The 16381-nt window shown below is 61.6% G+C and carries 14 protein-coding genes and 1 pseudogene; 4 read left to right on the top strand and 11 right to left on the bottom strand.

Going from position 1 to position 16381, the window contains the following annotated elements:
* Window positions 1-83: 83 nt before the first annotated feature.
* Window positions 84-472, bottom strand: a pseudogene (locus A6U98_RS34265) (DUF302 domain-containing protein).
* 53 nt (window positions 473-525) lie between these two features.
* Entirely contained in the window at window positions 526-984 is a 459-nt protein-coding gene (locus tag A6U98_RS34260) for an EF-hand domain-containing protein (protein ID WP_064655664.1), read from the bottom strand.
* Between the two features lie 104 nt (window positions 985-1088).
* On the opposite strand from A6U98_RS34260, the gene A6U98_RS34255 reads away from it, so the two are divergent.
* Both A6U98_RS34255 and A6U98_RS34250 read left to right on the top strand, forming a co-directional pair.
* The gene (locus tag A6U98_RS34255) at window positions 1089-2138 is read left to right on the top strand and encodes a hypothetical protein (RefSeq protein WP_156667927.1); all 1050 of its coding nucleotides are present in this window, start codon (window positions 1089-1091) and stop codon (window positions 2136-2138) included.
* A gap of 75 nt (window positions 2139-2213) precedes the next feature.
* A complete protein-coding gene (locus A6U98_RS34250) occupies window positions 2214-2468 on the top strand; it encodes a GAD-like domain-containing protein (RefSeq protein WP_064655662.1) in 255 nt (84 codons plus the stop codon).
* A 191-nt stretch (window positions 2469-2659) separates the two neighbouring features.
* Here A6U98_RS34250 and A6U98_RS34245 read toward each other — a convergent pair whose 3' ends face one another.
* The 8 genes from A6U98_RS34245 to A6U98_RS34210 all read right to left on the bottom strand — a co-directional run bounded on the left by A6U98_RS34245 (window position 2660) and on the right by A6U98_RS34210 (window position 11252).
* Window positions 2660-4105: an aldehyde dehydrogenase gene (locus tag A6U98_RS34245; RefSeq protein WP_064655661.1), complete on the bottom strand. Its 1446-nt coding sequence runs from the start codon at window positions 4103-4105 to the stop codon at window positions 2660-2662.
* 23 nt (window positions 4106-4128) lie between these two features.
* Window positions 4129-4914, bottom strand: a complete 786-nt coding sequence (locus A6U98_RS34240; protein WP_064655660.1) for a coniferyl-alcohol dehydrogenase — start codon at window positions 4912-4914, stop codon at window positions 4129-4131.
* A gap of 40 nt (window positions 4915-4954) precedes the next feature.
* Window positions 4955-5992 (bottom strand): branched-chain amino acid ABC transporter permease, encoded by a 1038-nt coding sequence (locus A6U98_RS34235; RefSeq protein ID WP_064655659.1) that lies wholly within the window; start codon window positions 5990-5992, stop codon window positions 4955-4957.
* On the bottom strand, window positions 5989-6897 hold the full coding sequence (locus A6U98_RS34230; protein ID WP_064655658.1) for a branched-chain amino acid ABC transporter permease: 909 nt from the start codon (window positions 6895-6897) through the stop codon (window positions 5989-5991). Before A6U98_RS34230 ends, A6U98_RS34235 begins: the two co-directional genes overlap by 4 nt.
* A complete protein-coding gene (locus A6U98_RS34225; protein ID WP_064655657.1) occupies window positions 6894-7622 on the bottom strand; it encodes an ABC transporter ATP-binding protein in 729 nt (242 codons plus the stop codon). The genes A6U98_RS34230 and A6U98_RS34225 overlap by 4 nt, the downstream gene beginning before the upstream one ends.
* Complete coding sequence (locus tag A6U98_RS34220; RefSeq protein ID WP_197496477.1) at window positions 7619-8374, bottom strand: ABC transporter ATP-binding protein; 756 nt, start codon at window positions 8372-8374, stop codon at window positions 7619-7621. The genes A6U98_RS34225 and A6U98_RS34220 overlap by 4 nt, the downstream gene beginning before the upstream one ends.
* A gap of 4 nt (window positions 8375-8378) precedes the next feature.
* Entirely contained in the window at window positions 8379-9698 is a 1320-nt protein-coding gene (locus A6U98_RS34215; RefSeq protein ID WP_064655655.1) for an ABC transporter substrate-binding protein, read from the bottom strand.
* Between the two features lie 69 nt (window positions 9699-9767).
* Window positions 9768-11252, bottom strand: coding sequence for an aldehyde dehydrogenase (locus A6U98_RS34210; protein ID WP_197496476.1), 1485 nt, complete (start codon window positions 11250-11252; stop codon window positions 9768-9770).
* 217 nt (window positions 11253-11469) lie between these two features.
* Here A6U98_RS34210 and A6U98_RS34205 point away from each other — a divergent pair, with 217 nt between their 5' ends.
* Both A6U98_RS34205 and A6U98_RS34200 read left to right on the top strand, forming a co-directional pair.
* Complete coding sequence (locus tag A6U98_RS34205) at window positions 11470-12369, top strand: AraC family transcriptional regulator (protein WP_064655653.1); 900 nt, start codon at window positions 11470-11472, stop codon at window positions 12367-12369.
* A 239-nt stretch (window positions 12370-12608) separates the two neighbouring features.
* On the top strand, window positions 12609-14315 hold the full coding sequence (locus A6U98_RS34200; RefSeq protein WP_064655652.1) for an adenylate/guanylate cyclase domain-containing protein: 1707 nt from the start codon (window positions 12609-12611) through the stop codon (window positions 14313-14315).
* Window positions 14316-14756: 441 nt separating this feature from the next.
* Here A6U98_RS34200 and A6U98_RS34195 read toward each other — a convergent pair whose 3' ends face one another.
* Window positions 14757-16163, bottom strand: coding sequence for an adenylate/guanylate cyclase domain-containing protein (locus A6U98_RS34195; protein ID WP_064655651.1), 1407 nt, complete (start codon window positions 16161-16163; stop codon window positions 14757-14759).
* Between the last annotated feature and the right edge of the window lie 218 nt (window positions 16164-16381).

The raw sequence follows: 16381 nt of genomic DNA, 5'->3' as shown, positions 1-16381 counted from the left end.
GTTCTAGGATGTTCTGGTCGCAACGAAAGAGGAGCGGACGCAAGTTCGACTCCTCAAGGCTCGGGGGCCGGAACTCATAATCGTCAGATCTCGGCCACCACCTCGGCGAGCATCCAGCGGACCTTGCTTGCCAGACTGTTCAGCACTTCGTTGTCGATCGCCTGCATGGATGCGACCGGATCGATGGCGCTCACCATGACATTGCCGCCATCGACCCCGCGCAGGATGACATTGCACGGCAGCATGGCCCCCACCTTTGGTTCCAGTTTCATCGCCTCGAACGCCATGCGCGGATTGCAGGCTCCGAGGATGAGGTATTCGTCGATGTCGGCGTCGATCTTCTTTTTCATGGTTGCCTTGACATCAATCTCCGTCAGAACACCGAAACCGTGCTTGATGAGAGCGGATTCGGCCCTGCCGACCGCATCGTCGAAACTGGTCGCCCAGAGGTTCTATCGAGCGTGTAGGTCATGAGAAGTCTCCTTTGGGCTCCCATGCAACGGCCGGCAAATGCCCGGCGTCCGATCACATGTCTTGCATGAACGCCTGCATTTCTTCAGGTGTGACTTTGCCGTCATTGTTCGCGTCGACCGCGTCGAAGACGCGTTTGTGGATTGCGGTCAACTCTGCGAAAGAAATTGCGCCGTCCCCATCAGTATCGGCGATGACGAACATGATCTTCATCATATGACCGCGCATTGGCCCCATCATGCGCATTCCTTCATTCATGTCCGATGGCATCATGTTGCGGCCCATCATGCCGGGCATCATTTCCGATCCGTTGGCCTCGGGTTTTGCCTCAGACGGGGCCGGGTCTGGACTTTTCGTCTGGGCGGAGGCGCTGCCCATGGCGCCGACGGCACCGAGCAAGGCCAGCATAGCGATCGTTGGCAGTCTGAACATGGACATCCTGAATCTCCTATTTAAGTGTTGTCCTCCACGAGTTGGAGCAGCCTTTGAGATTAGGATGCCTACTGGTTTCAGACATTGCGCTGGATCAAACCACTTGTACGGTTCGAGTCGTCGAGGACGGACCGATCGCCTTCGCGCCGCGCCACGAAAATCCTATCGAACGGTAAGTATAAAAAATGACGGAAGCTCTTATTGAAAAGTCTGAACTGACGCGGGCATGTGCTGCGAGCGAGCAGTCGCTGCTGGTATCGTCGGTGGTGGAAAGCTCTGACCTCTACGAGCCAGACTCCGTCGTATGGAAATACGACCGGTCGGGTGGTGTATCGCAATGGGAGGATCGAAAGGTTGCTGCGCATGTCGAGAGAATCATTTCTTCGGCGGATAGCCATGACTATGTCGTGATGTCTTCGGAAGGAGAGGTGATTTTTGATGTATTTTCTAGTGGAGCAATCGAAAGGATGACCGGAGCCGGTACTTGGATTGACGGTGCCAAAGGCCATGGTCGCATGCTCGCCTTGGCAAGGATCGAAGATACGCTCTATTCGTCCGGCAATGGGGGGCAGATATATGTGCGAAGCCAGCCGAACCAATGGCGCATATTGACCAATGATCTGTTGTTCGATCCTGACGCTCACGCTCGACTCAGCAAAACGGCGCCCCCGACAGATGACCCGCGATTTTTGCAATGGCTTATGGAGTCCAGATCGAAGAGGCCTCGGAATATATCCTTCCACGACATCAATGGGCTAGGCCATGATGCTATCTATCTCTGCGGCGTGGAAGGTACCAAACCTGTCTTGTGCTTCTGGGACGGCTCGGCGCTTCATGAACTCAAGGTTCATCTTGAAGAAGCTGCGCTGACGGGCATCCTCATCGAGCATGCGGATAGCGTCTGGATCTGCGGGCGCGAAGGCGTGCTGCTGCACGGCAGCTACGCACGCGGGTTCACGCCGGTCAATCTGCGTCAACAGCTCAATCTTTTTCACATGATCACGCCCTATCGAGGCAAACTTGTGTTGCCTTCGAGCGTTCGTTCCGGCGGTCTGTTCGAATTCGATCCTGGCACTTCCGATCTTCGACGCTTCTCTCCCGCTCTCCCCAAGCTGCGCGGTGAATACATCTTCTATGCCGGTGCCGTCGGTGATGTTCTGTGGGTTGTTGGCCAGAAGGATATTTTTCGGTTCGATGGAAGCGAATGGGAGCGGATTGAGCATCCCAGGCTTTAGAAGGGGATTACGTCTTTGGTGGGAGCTTAAAGAGCGACTCGAGCGTCCGAAAGATCGCGATCTAAGGAAATACCAATGACCGCAGCAGCGTTTCTTGAAGCGCGAGGCAAACCCAATGAGGCAAGACGGATTTCCGAGGCTGAAGCGGAAAGTGCCGTTGGGCGCGTTCCGGAGAGCTTGCGAGAGTTCTGGATGCAATATGGCGTGGGGTGCTATGCAAACAGGAACTACTGGCTGTGCACCCCGGCTCTCTTCGAGGGCTTCCTCCGCCAGATGCTGACCAATGTGCCGGAATTGAATGCCGATGACCTCGCCGCCTTCGGATATTAATTCCCTCGCCTCCCCATGATCTTTGGCTGAAGCTTGCTGACGCCCTGGACGGTTTCTCGATCTGAAAGGTCGACGCGGGGCATCGGCGCATGTCGCCGGTCTAAGTCTGATCGCGCCACAAACGTGAAGCCGTCATGGCGCGATGAAGCCTCGGGAGCTGATTGCCATCCGTAGCGGAATTTGCCCGCCGCTCAGAAGGGATAGTGCTGGGCGGAATCCTCGACCGTGAGCCAGCGCAGGTCGGTGAATTCGGCGATTGCCGCCTTGCCGCCGAAGCGGCCATAGCCGCTGCCCTTGACGCCGCCGAAGGGCATTTGCGCCTCATCGTGCACGGTCGGGCCATTGATGTGGCAGATGCCGGATTCGATTTGTGCCGCAACCGCCATTGCCCGCTGGACATTCCGGCTGAAGACGGCGGATGACAGGCCGTATTCGCTGTCGTTGGCGATGCGGATGGCTTCTTCCTCGCCGGAGACGCGAATGATCGGCTTGACCGGGCCGAAGGATTCTTCCGCATAGACGCGCATCCCGGGCGTGACGTGATCGAGCAGCGTCGCCTCGACTACGGTTCCCGAGCGCTTGCCACCGGCCACGAGCTTTGCCCCCTTGGCCGTCGCATCGGCAATCAGCTCTTCCATTTTCTTCGCTGCGTCGAGGCTGATCAGCGAGCCGAGAACGACGTGGCCACGCGGATCGCCGGCCGGCAGCTGGCTGGCGCGGGCGGCCAGTTTGGCGACGAACTGATCGGCGATCGTCTCGTCGACGATGATGCGTTCCGTCGACATGCAGATCTGGCCCTGGTTCATGAAGGCGCCGAAAATGGCGGCATTGACGGCACCGTCGATATCGGCGTCGTCGAGGATGACCAGCGGTGCCTTGCCGCCGAGCTCAAGAAGGGCGGGCTTCAGATGTTTGCCGCAGGTCTCGGCGATGATCTTGCCGACCTTGGTCGACCCGGTGAAGTTCACGCGCTTGACGGCCGGATGGGCAATCAGCGCCGCAACGATCTCAGGCGCATCCTCCGGCGCGTTGGTGATGACATTGACGACACCAGCGGGTAGGCCGGCTTCGGTCAGCGCGGTGGCGATCAGCCTATGCGTGCCGGGGCATTGTTCCGAGGCCTTGAGGACGACGGTGTTGCCGCAGGCAATCGGCATGGCGATGGCGCGGGTGGCGAGGATGACGGGCGCGTTCCAGGGGGCAATTGCCAGGCAGACGCCGGCGGCCTGGCGAACGCCCATGGCGAGCGTGCCGGGTTTGTCGGAAGGGATGATTTCGCCTGATATCTGCGTCGTCATGGCGCCGGCCTCGCGCAGGATGTTGGCGGCGAGCATGACATTGAAGCCGGCCCAGGGCGCGGTTGCGCCGGTCTCCTCGATCATCAGCCGGGTAAACTCGTCGACTTTGGAATCCATGATATCGGCAGCCTTCATCAGGATCGCGCGGCGCTGGCCGGGGCCGCTCTTCGACCAGGCGCCGAAGGCTGCGCTGGCGGCATCGACGGCCGCGGCAACGTCGTCAAGGCTTGCGGCGGCGGCGCGGCTTGCGAGCTTTTCGGTGAAGGGATCGATGCGATCGTAGGTGCGGCCGCCGGAGGCCGCGCGGTCGGCGCCGTTGATGAGCAGGGAAATATTCATCGGAGGTCTCCTTGGGACAAGAACTAGAAGCCGAGGACTTCGGCGTTGATGGAAGCTTCGAGGCCGCCGTCGACGGCAAGATTGGCGCCGTTGATCCAGCGTGCGCCATCCCAGCAGAGGAAGAGCACGGCGGGGGCGATATCGGCGGAGGTGCCGGCGCGGCCGACGCGGGTGATGTCGCTATCGACCCTGGCGTCGCCGAGCACGGCGCGGAACTGCTTGAGGATCGGCGTTTCCACCGGCCCGGGGCTGACGGCATTGACGCGGATGCCACGGTTTTTGAACAGCGGCTGATGGGCGGCCCGCATGGTCCAAAGCAGCAGCAGTTCCTTCGAGAGCGGGTAGCTTTCCTCGTCCTTGAGGCCGTGTTCGGCGACGACCGCCGCTACCTCGGGAAAGCCCTCGATGGCGGTCAAGGATTTTGCCCGATCGAGATTGGAGCGCCAGCCGTAGCCGGCGATCGAGGCGACGTTGACGATGGCACCGCCTTCGCGCAGGCGGGGCGCCACGGCTTCGGATAGGGCGCGAAGGCCGTAGAAATTGACGGCGAGCGTCGAGACGACGCCGGTGCTGCCGGAAAGGCCGGCGACATTGGCGAGCGCGTCGAGGCGCACCGGAAGCTGCGCGACGATGTCGGCAACGCCTGATGCGGTGGACAGATCACCCTTGATGAAGGCGGCACCTCCATTGGCAGGCTCGCGCACATCGACGCCGATGACCTCGGCGCCCATCTGGCCGGCCAGTTCCGCCGTGCGGGCGCCGATGCCGGAAGCGACGCCGGTCACCAAAATTGTTTTACCAAAAAGCATGAACGTCACCTTTCACAGGAGGGTCCGGAATTAAGCCGGCTCATTCTTCCCATTTGATTTTATGCGGACCGGGCAATTTCAGCCGATAGCCGACGGGCAGAAGTTGAAAATCGAAGCGGCGCTCGATTTCGCCCCAAAGGCCGCGCGGCAGGTAGAGCGAGAAGATCACGGCGGTGGCGCCGAGGCCGATCAGGTACCAGACGCCGGCTGCGCCGAAGAAGGTCTCGATCACGAAGAACAGGATGGCGCCGAGGATCGCGCCTTCGAACTTGCCGATCCCGCCGACCAGCACCATGAAGATCATGTAGGCCGTCCATTGGACGCTGAAATAGGTCTTCGGCTGGAAGGTCGTGGCGGTCGCCAGCCACAGGCCTCCGGCGACCGCGATGCCGAAGGCGGCGAGCACGAAGAGCAGCCTCTTGGTGGCGATTACGCGCACGCCGAGCGAGGTTGCCGCCTCCTCATTGTCGCGGATCGCCTGCATGGCCGCCCCGGCGCGGCTGCGCATCAGGATGAAGAGAGCGCCGAGCAGGGCGGTCATGGTTATCAAGGCCAGCCAGTAGATCACTGCCCTCCGCGTGCCGCCGTCATAGACGTTGAGTGAGATCAGCGAGGTTCCCGTTTCCCCCTGGATCAGCCCGTCGAGGTTGACGAGCAGATGGGCGAGTGTGGCGACGACCCACATGCCGATCGCGAATTCGCCACCCTTCAGGCGCAGCATGAATAGCGAAAGCGGGATCGACAGCGCGCCGGTCACGATCGCCGCGGCAAACAGCGCGACGAAGGGATTGAGCCCCGCATCCGCAAGCCGGATGGTGAAATAAGCGCCGAGGCCGAAGAACACCTGCTGACCGACCGAAACCAGCCCACCGAAACCAGCAAGCGCATTCCACATGGCGGCAAGGATCACGTAGATGAACAGGGCCGTCAGCCGGTCGATCGCCCCGGCGCCGAGAACAGTAGGGGCAAACATCAGCAGGGCGAGCACCGCGGCCATGCAGCCAAGCGCTACCCGCGACGATTTCGTCCAGCGCTCTATCGATATTCCGGTCGAGGCAAGGGTCGCGTTGGGGCTCATGTCGGGCTCCGGAGACGAGTGCGCAGGGAGGCGCCAATTTTGTCGAGAGCCGGCATGCCGAACCGGGACAGCCTGACGAAAAGCACCAGCAGGAACACGGCATGGCCGCCGATCAGGAAGCCTTGCGGATGCAATTGCGCGCCGAGCGATTGGGCAAGACCGAGAACGATGCCGCCGGCAAGCGTCCCCCATAGTGATCCCGCTCCTCCAATGACGGCCGCCTCGAAGGCGAAGAGAAGCTGTGGGCCGCCGGCATAGGGGCTGAAGGTCGCCCGCATCCCGAGAAAGGCACCGGCGATGCCGACCGTGACCATGGTGATCGCGGTGGCGACGGCGTTGACCCTGCGGGCGTCGATGCCGACCAGCCCGGCCGTATCGGGATCTTCCGCCGTGGCGCGGATCGCGCGCCCAAGCGCAAAGCGGCTCAGGAAGAACTGCAGGGAGCCGAGAATGAGGACTGCCGTCACCATCATCAGGACGGCAAGCTTGCCGACGAAGATGTGGCCCGGCAGTTGCCATGATGCATAGGACAGGTTGCCGATGAACGGCGCAAGCGAGCGGGTGTCGGCGCCGAACTGCTCGAACAGCAGGTTATCGATGACGATCGACAGGCCGAAGGTCGTCAGGATCGGCAGCAGCGTGCCGCCGCGGGCGCTGCGTTCCAGAATGAAGCGCTGCAGCAGCCAGCCGACGGCGGCCATGACTGGCAGCACGATCAGCAGGCCGACAAATGGCGAAATGCCGAATTTGGCGGCGAGCACCCACAGTCCATAAGCGGCTGCGACCGCCAGGCTGCCATGCGCGAGATTGATGATCCGCATGACCGAGAACATGAACGACAGGCCGCACGCGATAACGGCGTAGTAGCCGCCGAGCAGAATGCCCTGGAGCAGGGTGTTGATCACGATGCGCTCCTTTCGCCGGCTGCCCGGTGTAATCCGAAATAGGCCTGGGTGACGTGCTCGCGCGTGACGGCCGCCGCCGGCCTGTCGAGGACGATGCGTCCTTCCAGCATGCAGATGACCCGGCTTGCGACGCTCATGGCGCGGCCGAGGTCCTGCTCGACGAGCGCGATGGTCGTTCCCGACGTGAGCAGCGCCTGCAACTGGGCATAGACGCGATCGACGACCAGAGGCGAAAGCCCGAGCGAGACCTCGTCCAGGAGAAGAATATCGGGATTGCTCATCAGCGCCCGGCCGATGGCGGTCGCCTGCTGTTCCCCGCCCGAGAGGTGACCTGTTCTGGCGTGACGGCGGGGTTTCAGGTTCGGAAAGGCGTCGAGGACGCGATCGATGTCCCAATCGCCCTTGCGTCCGGAGGTCTTTCCGAGAAGCAGGTTCTCTTCCACCGTCATCTGTGAAAACAGGCGCCGGCCTTCCGGCACCAGAGCGATGCCCTTAGCGATCCGCTTATGGGACGGGACGGCGGCCAGATCTTCGTCGTTAAGAAAAACGCGGCCGGAGGATGGAAGGTGGGCGCCGGCGATCGATCTGAGCAGCGTCGTCTTGCCCGCGCCGTTTGCGCCGACCAGCGCCAGCACCTCGCCCTTGGCAAGATCGAAGCTGACGCCGCGCACCGCCTGGAGCAGGCCGTGGCGAACGTCGAGGTCGCGGATGGAGAGAAGGCTCATGCGGGTGTCCCTCCGAGATAGGCCTTGACCACCTCCGCATTGCTCATGACCATCTTCGGTTCGCCGTCGGCGATGATCCTGCCGGCATCCATGCAGATCAGTCGCTCCGCCACCTGCAGGAGGATGTGAACGATATGTTCGATCCAGACGATGCCGATGCCGCGGCGGCGCAATTCGAGGATGGTTTCGACGAGCTCGCTCGCCTCGCCATCGGTCAGGCCGCCGCCGATCTCGTCGAGCAGCAATAGCCTCGGCTGCGTGGCGAGCGCACGGGCAAGCTCCAGGCGTTTTCGATCGAGCAGGCCGAGCGTGTCGGCAGGGCGGTTGGCCACCCCGAGCATGCCGCAAAGGGAAAGTGAATCCACCACACGCTCATAGGCCTCGTCGCGGCTTGCGGCACTGCCGTGCGATGCGGCGACGAAGACATTTTCGAAGGTCGTCATGCCGCTGAAAGGCTTGGGAATCTGATGGGTCCGGACGAGCCCGGAGCGGCAGCGTTCCGCCGCCGTCCGGTTCGTCACGTCGGCGCCGTCGAAGGTAATGCTTCCCTCACTTGGCGGGAAGGCGCCGGCGAGCACGCTGAGCAGGGTCGTCTTTCCCGCGCCGTTCGGCCCGACGATGCCGACCGCCTCGCCATCACCCATCGAAAAATCCAGGTTCTCCAGCACCACGAGCGCGCCGAACCGCTTGTGGATCCCCTTGGCCGAGAGAAAGGCTCCCCCCGGCCGCCTTTGTGCTTCCTGTCGCTGCACCTGGTTATCCATTGTAAGCGGTGAGCTTGGAGCCGACCGGGACATTGGGGTCGGTGGCGTTTTCGGTGACGACGTAGTCGAGCGCGAATTTCGAGCCCTCCGGCGCCTTCACCCATTGCGTGCCGATGATCGGCCCGGGCGAGACGTTGGCGACGGGACCGCTGGTGAAATCGACCTTGCCGGCGATCGTGGTGGTCTTCAGCGTGCTGATCGCCTTGGCGACGGCCTCCTTGCTCTTGACGTCCGTGCTCGCCTTCAGTGCATCGAAGCCGGCGTCGAGAAGCGCAAGACTGGCGCCGAGCTGCTGCGTCCACTGCTTGCCACTGGCCGTTTCATAGCCGTCGGCGAGTTCGGTGCCGGAGACACCCGTCAGCGTCGACTTGTAAGGGAAAGCCTTATGCCAGTAGGCGGCGCTGCCGATGTTCAGGCCGAGGTCGCCGAGCGCCTCGATGTCGGAGGGAAACAAGCCCGTCTTGGCGATCTGGCAGATCTTGATTTGCTGGGTAAGGCCCTGCTGTGCGGCCTGACGCCAGAAGGCGGCGAAGTCAGGCGGTATCGGGAACGAATTGAAGATCTCCACGCCTTCCTGCCTGAAGAGAGCGATCTGCGCGGTAAAGTCGGTGGTTCCGGTTTCATAGGCTCCGGGATCGACGATGGTGAAGCCTGCCTTGGCAAGCGCCGGCGCCAGATGGGTGCGGATCGCATTGCCGTCGGCGTCGTTGGGATACATGACGCCGACCTTCTTGTTGGTCTCGATCAGGTTCCACTGCGAAACATAGGCCTTGTGGAACTCTTCGACGCCGAAGCCGAAATGATAGGTCCACTTGAAGGGCGACGGCGCGCCCGGCTTGGCGCCGCGGCCGAAATACCAGGCTTCCCAGGGCATGACCGTCGAGAGGCAGGGAATGCCTGATGCTTCGCAGGCATCGGCCACCGGATTGATGGTTTCGGGTGTCGAGACGGCGAGCATCAGGTCGATCGCCTGGTTGTTGATCAGGTCCTTCGCCAGCTGGCCGGCGCGCGAGGGATCGGACTGGGTGTCCTGGTCGAGGATCTCAACCTTCCAGGTCTTGCCGCCCGCCTGCAGGCCGTTCGCCAGCGCCTTGCGCGCCAGTTCCAGCACATAGCCGTCCGTCTCGCCAAAGCCGCCGAGAGGGCCGGTTCGCGGGCTGATGAAGCCGACCTTCAGCGTGTCGCTGCTTTGAGCAAAGGCCGTGCGGCCGGAAAGCGCCAGCGCCGCCCCGCCCGCCACGGTCGATGCGATGAAAGAGCGGCGGCTCAGCGATGCCGCATTGAATTTTCCGTTGCGGAAAATGCCGTTCATGAATTCATTCCTCCCTCTTGATGCGGGCCTCCCAGCCCGTTCCCAGTGTTCATCCCGACCGATCTCAATTCAGATCGGGTAGTGCCGTTTTCCCGAGGCCATGGTGATCCATCTGAGCTCGGTGAATTCATCGATCGCGGCCTTGCCGCCGAAGCGGCCGTAGCCGCTCGATTTGACGCCGCCGAACGGCATTTGCGGCTCGTCGGAAACTGTGGCTTCGTTGATGTGGCAGATGCCGGATTCGAGCCGCATGGCAACGGCAAGTGCGGCATTGACGTCGGCGCTGAAAACGGCCGCCGACAGCCCATATTCGTTGTCGTTGGCAACCGTCACAGCCTCGTCGATGCTGCCGACCCGGATGATCGCCGCGACCGGTCCAAAGCTCTCCTCGCGGTAGATGCGCATGGCAGGCGTCACGTGATCGATGACGGTTGCGTCCATCAGCGTGCCGTTGGCCTGGCCGCCGCAGACGAGGACCGCGCCCTTCTGCAGGGCGTCGTCGACGAGCGAGCGGACGCGCCTGGTGGCCTCAGTGTTGATCAGCGTACCGAGCGGCGTGTTGCCGTCTTTGGGATTGCCGGCGACGAGGGTTGCGGCCTTCGTCCGGAATTTGCCGACGAAGCCGTCGGCAATCTCGTCCATGAGGATGATCCGTTCGGTCGACATGCAGATCTGGCCCTGATTCATGAAGGCGCCGAAGGCGGCGGCACGCACGGCCTCGTCGATATCGGCGTCGGCAAGGACGATGAACGGCGCCTTGCCGCCGAGTTCGAGCAGGCAGCGCTTGAGATGCCTTGCCGCGGATTCGGCGATGATCCTGCCGACACGGGTGGAGCCGGTGAAGTTGATGCGGCGGACGGCCGGATGGGCGATCAATGCGTCGACGACGGCGGCGGCATCGCTCGGCGCATTGGAAACGACATTGACGACGCCGCGCGGGAAACCGGCGTCACGCAGGATGTCGCCGATCAGGCCATGGGTTTTCGGGCAGAGTTCGGAGGCCTTGAGGATGACCGTATTGCCGCAGGCAAGCGGCATGGCAACGGCGCGTGTGCCGAGGATGATGGGCGCGTTCCAGGGGGCAATGCCGACGCAGACGCCTGCCGGCTGGCGGACCGCCATGGCAAGGCTTCCCGGAATACCTGACGGAATGAGCTCGCCTGAGATTTGCGTGGTCATCGCCGCAGCTTCGCGGAGAATATCCGCGCCGAGCCCGCAATTGATCCCCGCCCATTGCGCGGTGGCGCCGGTTTCTCCGGTCATGGCGGCGATCAGTTCGGGCGTGCGCGCGTCCAGGATATCGGCCGCGGCATTCAGGAGCCTGCGCCGTTCGCCCGGACCGGTTTGCGACCAGTCCGGAAAAGCGGCCGCGGCCGCATTGGCTGCCCTTGTCATGTCGGCAACGGATCCTGCCGAGGCGATCGTTGCGACATCACCGGTCAACGGATCGATGCGTTCGAAGGTGGCCCCTTCGGAAGCATCCATCGCCTCGTTGTTGATCATCAGCTTTGCCGAAAACACTGTTCCACCCAATTCGCCACGTGTTGGCGCCATGTGCCGGCGCCTGCGTTATTGCCATGGGAGAAAACGCGCGGACGCGGCGCCACGAGGGCGGCCTGAGCGTTCCTGCATCTGTTGAAGAGCCTCCTCCCAAAGGCTGATGGGAAAAGGTTACGCCGATCTGGTTTGGATGGAATGCGATTTATTGGGTTAATATTGTAATTATCCGGTGATATCAGCATTGTGTGACTTGGGGAATGGAGTGGACGCGTTGGCGACCGACGGAGGAATTCATCACTATGCCAGGGGCGAGTGGCACGGGCCGTCGCTGTCGCACCGGCGCATCCGTTTCCAAAAAGGGCTGTATGCCGATTTCCACCATTTCCTTCTGCTTGGCGAGGGGAGTGGAGAGCTTCATTTCGACAATGGCGAACATCGGCCGCTGCACGGACCGCTGCTTGCCTTCCTGCCGCCGCAGGCGCGATGCGACCTGTCGATATCAGCCGGAACCGCGGCTCATCTGGTCGGCGCTTCGCCGCAGGTCATGGTCGATGCGATCGGCGACAAGGTGGAATCCTATTCGCTGCGCATCTTCACCGAACAGCGCAAGCTGGTCGAGGCATTGGATCCCTCAGCTGTGGCCGAAATCAGCCCGCTGATATCAGGCTTCGTGCGGGAACTCGGTGATCCCACCCGCTCCTCCTGGATGGTCGCCTCCGCCTATATCAGGCTCATTCTGATGGCGCTGTGGCGCGGTTCCGATGGCGAGAGAAGCGAGCAGCGCGGGCAGGGCGAAACCGGATCGATCCTGCAGAGATATCGGCAACTGGTCGAGGCCGGCTTCCGCCAGCACCGGCCGATCAGCGATTATGCCGCGGAGCTGGGCGTCACGGCCGACCGGCTACATTCCATCTGCCAAAGGGCGCTCGGCCGCTCGCCGATCCAGCTCCTGCATGAGCGTGTGGTGCAGGAGGCAAAGCTGAGATTGGAAAGATCGGCCCGCAATATCCAGGAAATCTCCGACGGCCTCGGCTTTCGCGACCCGACCTATTTCAGCCATTTCTTCAAACGCAAGACCGGCCTTTCGCCCGCCGGCTACCGCGAGATCGCCCGCGCTTCCGCCGGCTCGGAAAACAGCATGCTGTCCTCGGGTTACGCCGATTGGCCTTAGGCTCGGGCCCATTGGTCAAAGCTTTAATTCGCCAGTCGTGGATCGGAGTCACGCTGATGCGGAACTCCAAGCCGGAGTAGGCCTGCAATGCGCCAAGAAGCGGTCGTTGGACCGGCGTGAAGGAATGACGGATTTTGGGGCCGGAAGGTGGAATCGCCTGGATATTACCTCTTACCACTTGTTGACTCACCCGCGGTTGAACAATAACTTTCTAATTAGGTCGTTAGGCTTGTCCTCACATGACGGATCAATCTCTTCAGCGTCGCCTTGCTGCCATCGTCGTTGCCGATGTGGTGGGATATTCACGCCTGATGGAGGCTGACGAAGCCGCAACGCTGGCGAACCTGAGGGAACTCCGTTCCGGCATTGTCGAGCCGGCTGTGATGCGCCACAACGGTCGCATCTTCAAGGTCATGGGCGACGGCTTCCTGATCGAATTCGGTAGCGCGGTGGACGCGGTCGCAGCAGCGTTGGAAATGCAGCGGGCCACCACTGCCGTTGAGGCTTCCGGAGACCAGCGCCTGCTTTTGCGTGTAGGCGTCAATCTGGGAGATGTCATTGACGACGGTTCAGACGTCCTCGGCGACGACGTCAATGTCGCGGCGCGCCTCCAGACGCAGGCCGCTCCGGGAGGTATCTGCATTTCAGCCAATGTTCACGGCGAGATCGTCGGCAAGATTAGCGACCGGTTCTTTGATGCAGGCGAACGCTACCTGAAGAACCTCACTCGACCGGTCCACGTGTGGCATTGGCCGGATGCGCTGCAGAGCATATTGCCGCTGCCCGAATGTCCCTCGATCGCTGTATTGCCGTTCACGAATATGAGTGGGGATGAAGCGGACGCGCCTTTCGTCGACGGCTTGACCGAAGACCTGATCACCGACCTTTCGCGAACGGCTGGCCTGTTCGTCATCGCGCGCAATTCCGTGTACGGCTACAAGGGCAAGCCGGTCAACGTACGGCTGGTCGCCCAGGAACTCGGCGTCCGCTATGTCCTCGAGGGGAGCGCCAGACGCGCAATGGGCCGTGTCCGCATCAATGCCCAATTGGTCGACACGCTTGCCGGCCAGCACTTGTGGGCCGAGAGGTTTGACAGGACGGTGGAAGATGTTTTCGAATTACAGGATGAAGTTAATGCCAAGATTGTTGAAGCCCTCGTCGGCCGGCTGACCATCCCGACGCCGCGCAATCGGCCGAAGAACTTTGAGGCGTACGACCTGTGTGTGCGCGCGCGCCTTCTGACGGAAGAGTCGCCGCAAACTGAGCGTGAGGCCTATATGCTACTCCAACGCGCGGTTGAGCTCGATCCATCATATGCCGAGGCGCTCGGTCTGCTCGCCTATAATCGTTGGCTTGCCTGGACTCATTTTGGCGAGCCCGAAGATCCCAACCGTCGGATGGCGGTAACGTCCGCGCAGAAGGCGGTCGACCTGGATCCCAACGATGCCGGCTGCCGTTACGTTCTGGGGACCATTTTGGCTTATGAGCGGCGATGGGAGGAATCGGAGGCCGCCTTCGCCAAGGCCCTGGAGCTGGACCCCAACCACGCCGACACCTGGGCCGCCATGTCGGACATGTCCGTGCTGGACGGCAGGGTTGCAGACGGACTGGCGCAGATCGAAAAAGCTCTGCGGCTCAATCCCTATCCAGCGTGCTGGTATCTTTGTCATCTTGGGCAAGCGCAATACGCCGCGCGTGACTATGAGGCGGCAGCCGCTACGCTCCGCAGGAAAGACACGTATCGTACCAACTCACGCAAATTCCTGGCTGCTACGCTTGCACAGCTGGGCCATCGTGAGGAGGCGCGGCGAGAAGCAGAATTGTTCCTGATCGCCCACCCTCATTTCACGATTGGCCATTGGCTCAGCTCTCAGCCGCTGCGCGATGCATCTGTACGAGACCACTTTGTTGACGGCTTCCGAAAGGCCGGCCTGCCAGAGATGTGACAGCGGGTGGGGACAATCCCGACGCGTTCGAGGACTTGATCAACGGATATGCGCTGTGCGAGAACGGCGGTCTCAATCGCAGGGCCAAGCTTCTTCAGACGCTTCACAAAACACGTCAACCAGCCCAAGTCTCGCATGACTTTTCCGCTGGACCGCCTTGCATCATGGTGGCGATGAGCCCGTAGCCCAGAATGAAGACAGGATGCTTTGCAAACATCTAAGCAGCTTCGCCGAGACATGAAGGCCACGACGCCTGCTTCCGGCGGCGCAAAGATGCCGTTACCTTGAAACTAGACAATGGCTGCTTTCCGGCAGGTGCAAGGTCTGTTTCAACGGCAAAATTAGGCGCAAAGCAGCCATGTCCTTCGACAACGAAAAAGTCCGCTTGCGGCCGACCGTTACCGCAAACTGCTGAAGTTAATGTGACCAAGAAGACCAAACTCAAGACAGCGCAAAAATCCTCACCTCCCGCCCGATGCCCTGAAGCTCCGCCATCCGGGAGGCCGATGTGATGCCGCTGTGACGGAGGATCTCTGAAACTTGGGCATCGTCGACGATCGCCTCCGTCGTCATGATCACATTGGGATCGGCAAGACCCTGGACGCGGGAGGCGATATTGACGGTCTGGCCGAAGTAGTCCTGCCGGTCGTTCAGGTTGACTGCGAGGCATGGTCCCTCATGAATGCCGATCTTCAGAAGAAGATCGTCGCTGCCGTGTTCGGCATTTAACCGAAGCATCGCCTCCCGCATCCTGAGTGCTGCCGCCACCGCACGGTCCGGGCTCGGGAAGGTCGCCATCACCGCATCGCCTATGGTCTTGACGACCGCTCCGGCTTCGGTCGCGACGATCTCGTGAAGAACCCGGAAATGCGCGCGCACCAGATCGAAAGCGGCAAGATCTCCGACGCGCTCGTAAAGCGCGGTCGAGCCCCTCAAGTCGGTGAAGAGGAAGGTCAGGCTGGTGATCTTGAGGCGTTGGTCGACGTCGAGCGTGTCGGTCCGATAGATGTCGCGGAAGCTCTGGTTCGTCAGCAGACGCTTGGCTGTCAGGAAAGCCCGCCTGCGGCCCAGGAGGTCGTGCAGCTCGTCGCCTGCGATGCAGACGTTCGGCACCACTCTGCGATCGGTGTGGTTCTCGAGGGTGAGCCGCAGTGAGCCGGGACGCAGGGTCAGGGTTTCGTTCAGCGCATGCGTCCGACTGATGATCATCGAGAGGGTTTGACGTTCGTCGGTTGGCTCGCCCTGCACGTCGATGAACTGCGCCGAGTGGGTGACCGCATCGAAGATGATGACGAACTGCGCTGGCAGTTGCAGGGAGACGAAAGCCTTCTCCCCCGGGGCCAACTCGATCATCTCCAGCTGGATGCGCGAAAACCGCGCTTCGAGATCGTCAGGCAGGTCCACCCCGGAGCTGAAGAAGATCTGGCGATAGTACTCGAGCGGCGGCAACCGATCGGGGTCGTGAGCGGCAATCCTGCGCACGCGCGGACTGACCGTGAACGTGACCTCGACCATTTCGTCGAGGGTAGGCTCGTATCCGGCCGCGCAGAGCGCGCAGTGGTACGTCTCGTGGACGACGGTTTTGAGGGTTGCACCGCTATCGAGGACGCCGCCACATCCTGGGCAAAGGACGTTCCAGGTCATCTCGAACGCGCCTATGCGGGCTGCATGGAGAAAGGCGGCGATGGTTTTTTCTTGATCGAGATGGTGTTTATCCGCGAAAGCGAGCGCATTGATGCGATTGAGCTCGCGATCCGAGCCATGCATGACGACCTTCTCGATGCACTCAACCGTCTGCGCGTCAGCCGCCTGTCGCAGGGAGGCAAAAAGGACGTCCACTTCGCTCATCAGACAAGTCTCCGTGTGCAGAACCCACGGCGGACGACGCCAGGGCCGGGATCATAACACGGGAACGTCCCAATAGAAATCTATAGGCTTGGACGCTGTCTGCTGCCCAAGCGACTTGGACTGTTCATTTGTAGAGCGCCGCAGCCGACGATCCCCGACCGCTTCGGAGCAACGTGGTCAATGACAAATCCATGAATGCTTCGAACCAATGACGGCAT

Origin of the sequence: Rhizobium sp. WYCCWR10014, from assembly GCF_001657485.1 — a bacterium.
Lineage (GTDB): Bacteria > Pseudomonadota > Alphaproteobacteria > Rhizobiales > Rhizobiaceae > Rhizobium.
This window is presented reverse-complemented; position numbering and strand designations above follow the sequence as displayed.

Bases quoted from the DNA above. Each gene is read 5' to 3' on its own strand.
- A6U98_RS34255 (WP_156667927.1), top strand. From the start codon at position 1,089: ATGACGGAAGCTCTTATTGAAAAGTCTGAACTGACGCGGGCATGTGCT.
- A6U98_RS34250 (WP_064655662.1), top strand. From the start codon at position 2,214: ATGACCGCAGCAGCGTTTCTTGAAGCGCGAGGCAAACCCAATGAGGCA.
- A6U98_RS34245 (WP_064655661.1), bottom strand. From the start codon at position 4,105: ATGAATATTTCCCTGCTCATCAACGGCGCCGACCGCGCGGCCTCCGGC.
- A6U98_RS34240 (WP_064655660.1), bottom strand. From the start codon at position 4,914: ATGCTTTTTGGTAAAACAATTTTGGTGACCGGCGTCGCTTCCGGCATC.
- A6U98_RS34235 (WP_064655659.1), bottom strand. From the start codon at position 5,992: ATGAGCCCCAACGCGACCCTTGCCTCGACCGGAATATCGATAGAGCGC.
- A6U98_RS34225 (WP_064655657.1), bottom strand. From the start codon at position 7,622: ATGAGCCTTCTCTCCATCCGCGACCTCGACGTTCGCCACGGCCTGCTC.
- A6U98_RS34215 (WP_064655655.1), bottom strand. From the start codon at position 9,698: ATGAACGGCATTTTCCGCAACGGAAAATTCAATGCGGCATCGCTGAGC.
- A6U98_RS34210 (WP_197496476.1), bottom strand. From the start codon at position 11,252: ATGGCGCCAACACGTGGCGAATTGGGTGGAACAGTGTTTTCGGCAAAG.
- A6U98_RS34200 (WP_064655652.1), top strand. From the start codon at position 12,609: ATGACGGATCAATCTCTTCAGCGTCGCCTTGCTGCCATCGTCGTTGCC.
- A6U98_RS34195 (WP_064655651.1), bottom strand. From the start codon at position 16,163: ATGAGCGAAGTGGACGTCCTTTTTGCCTCCCTGCGACAGGCGGCTGAC.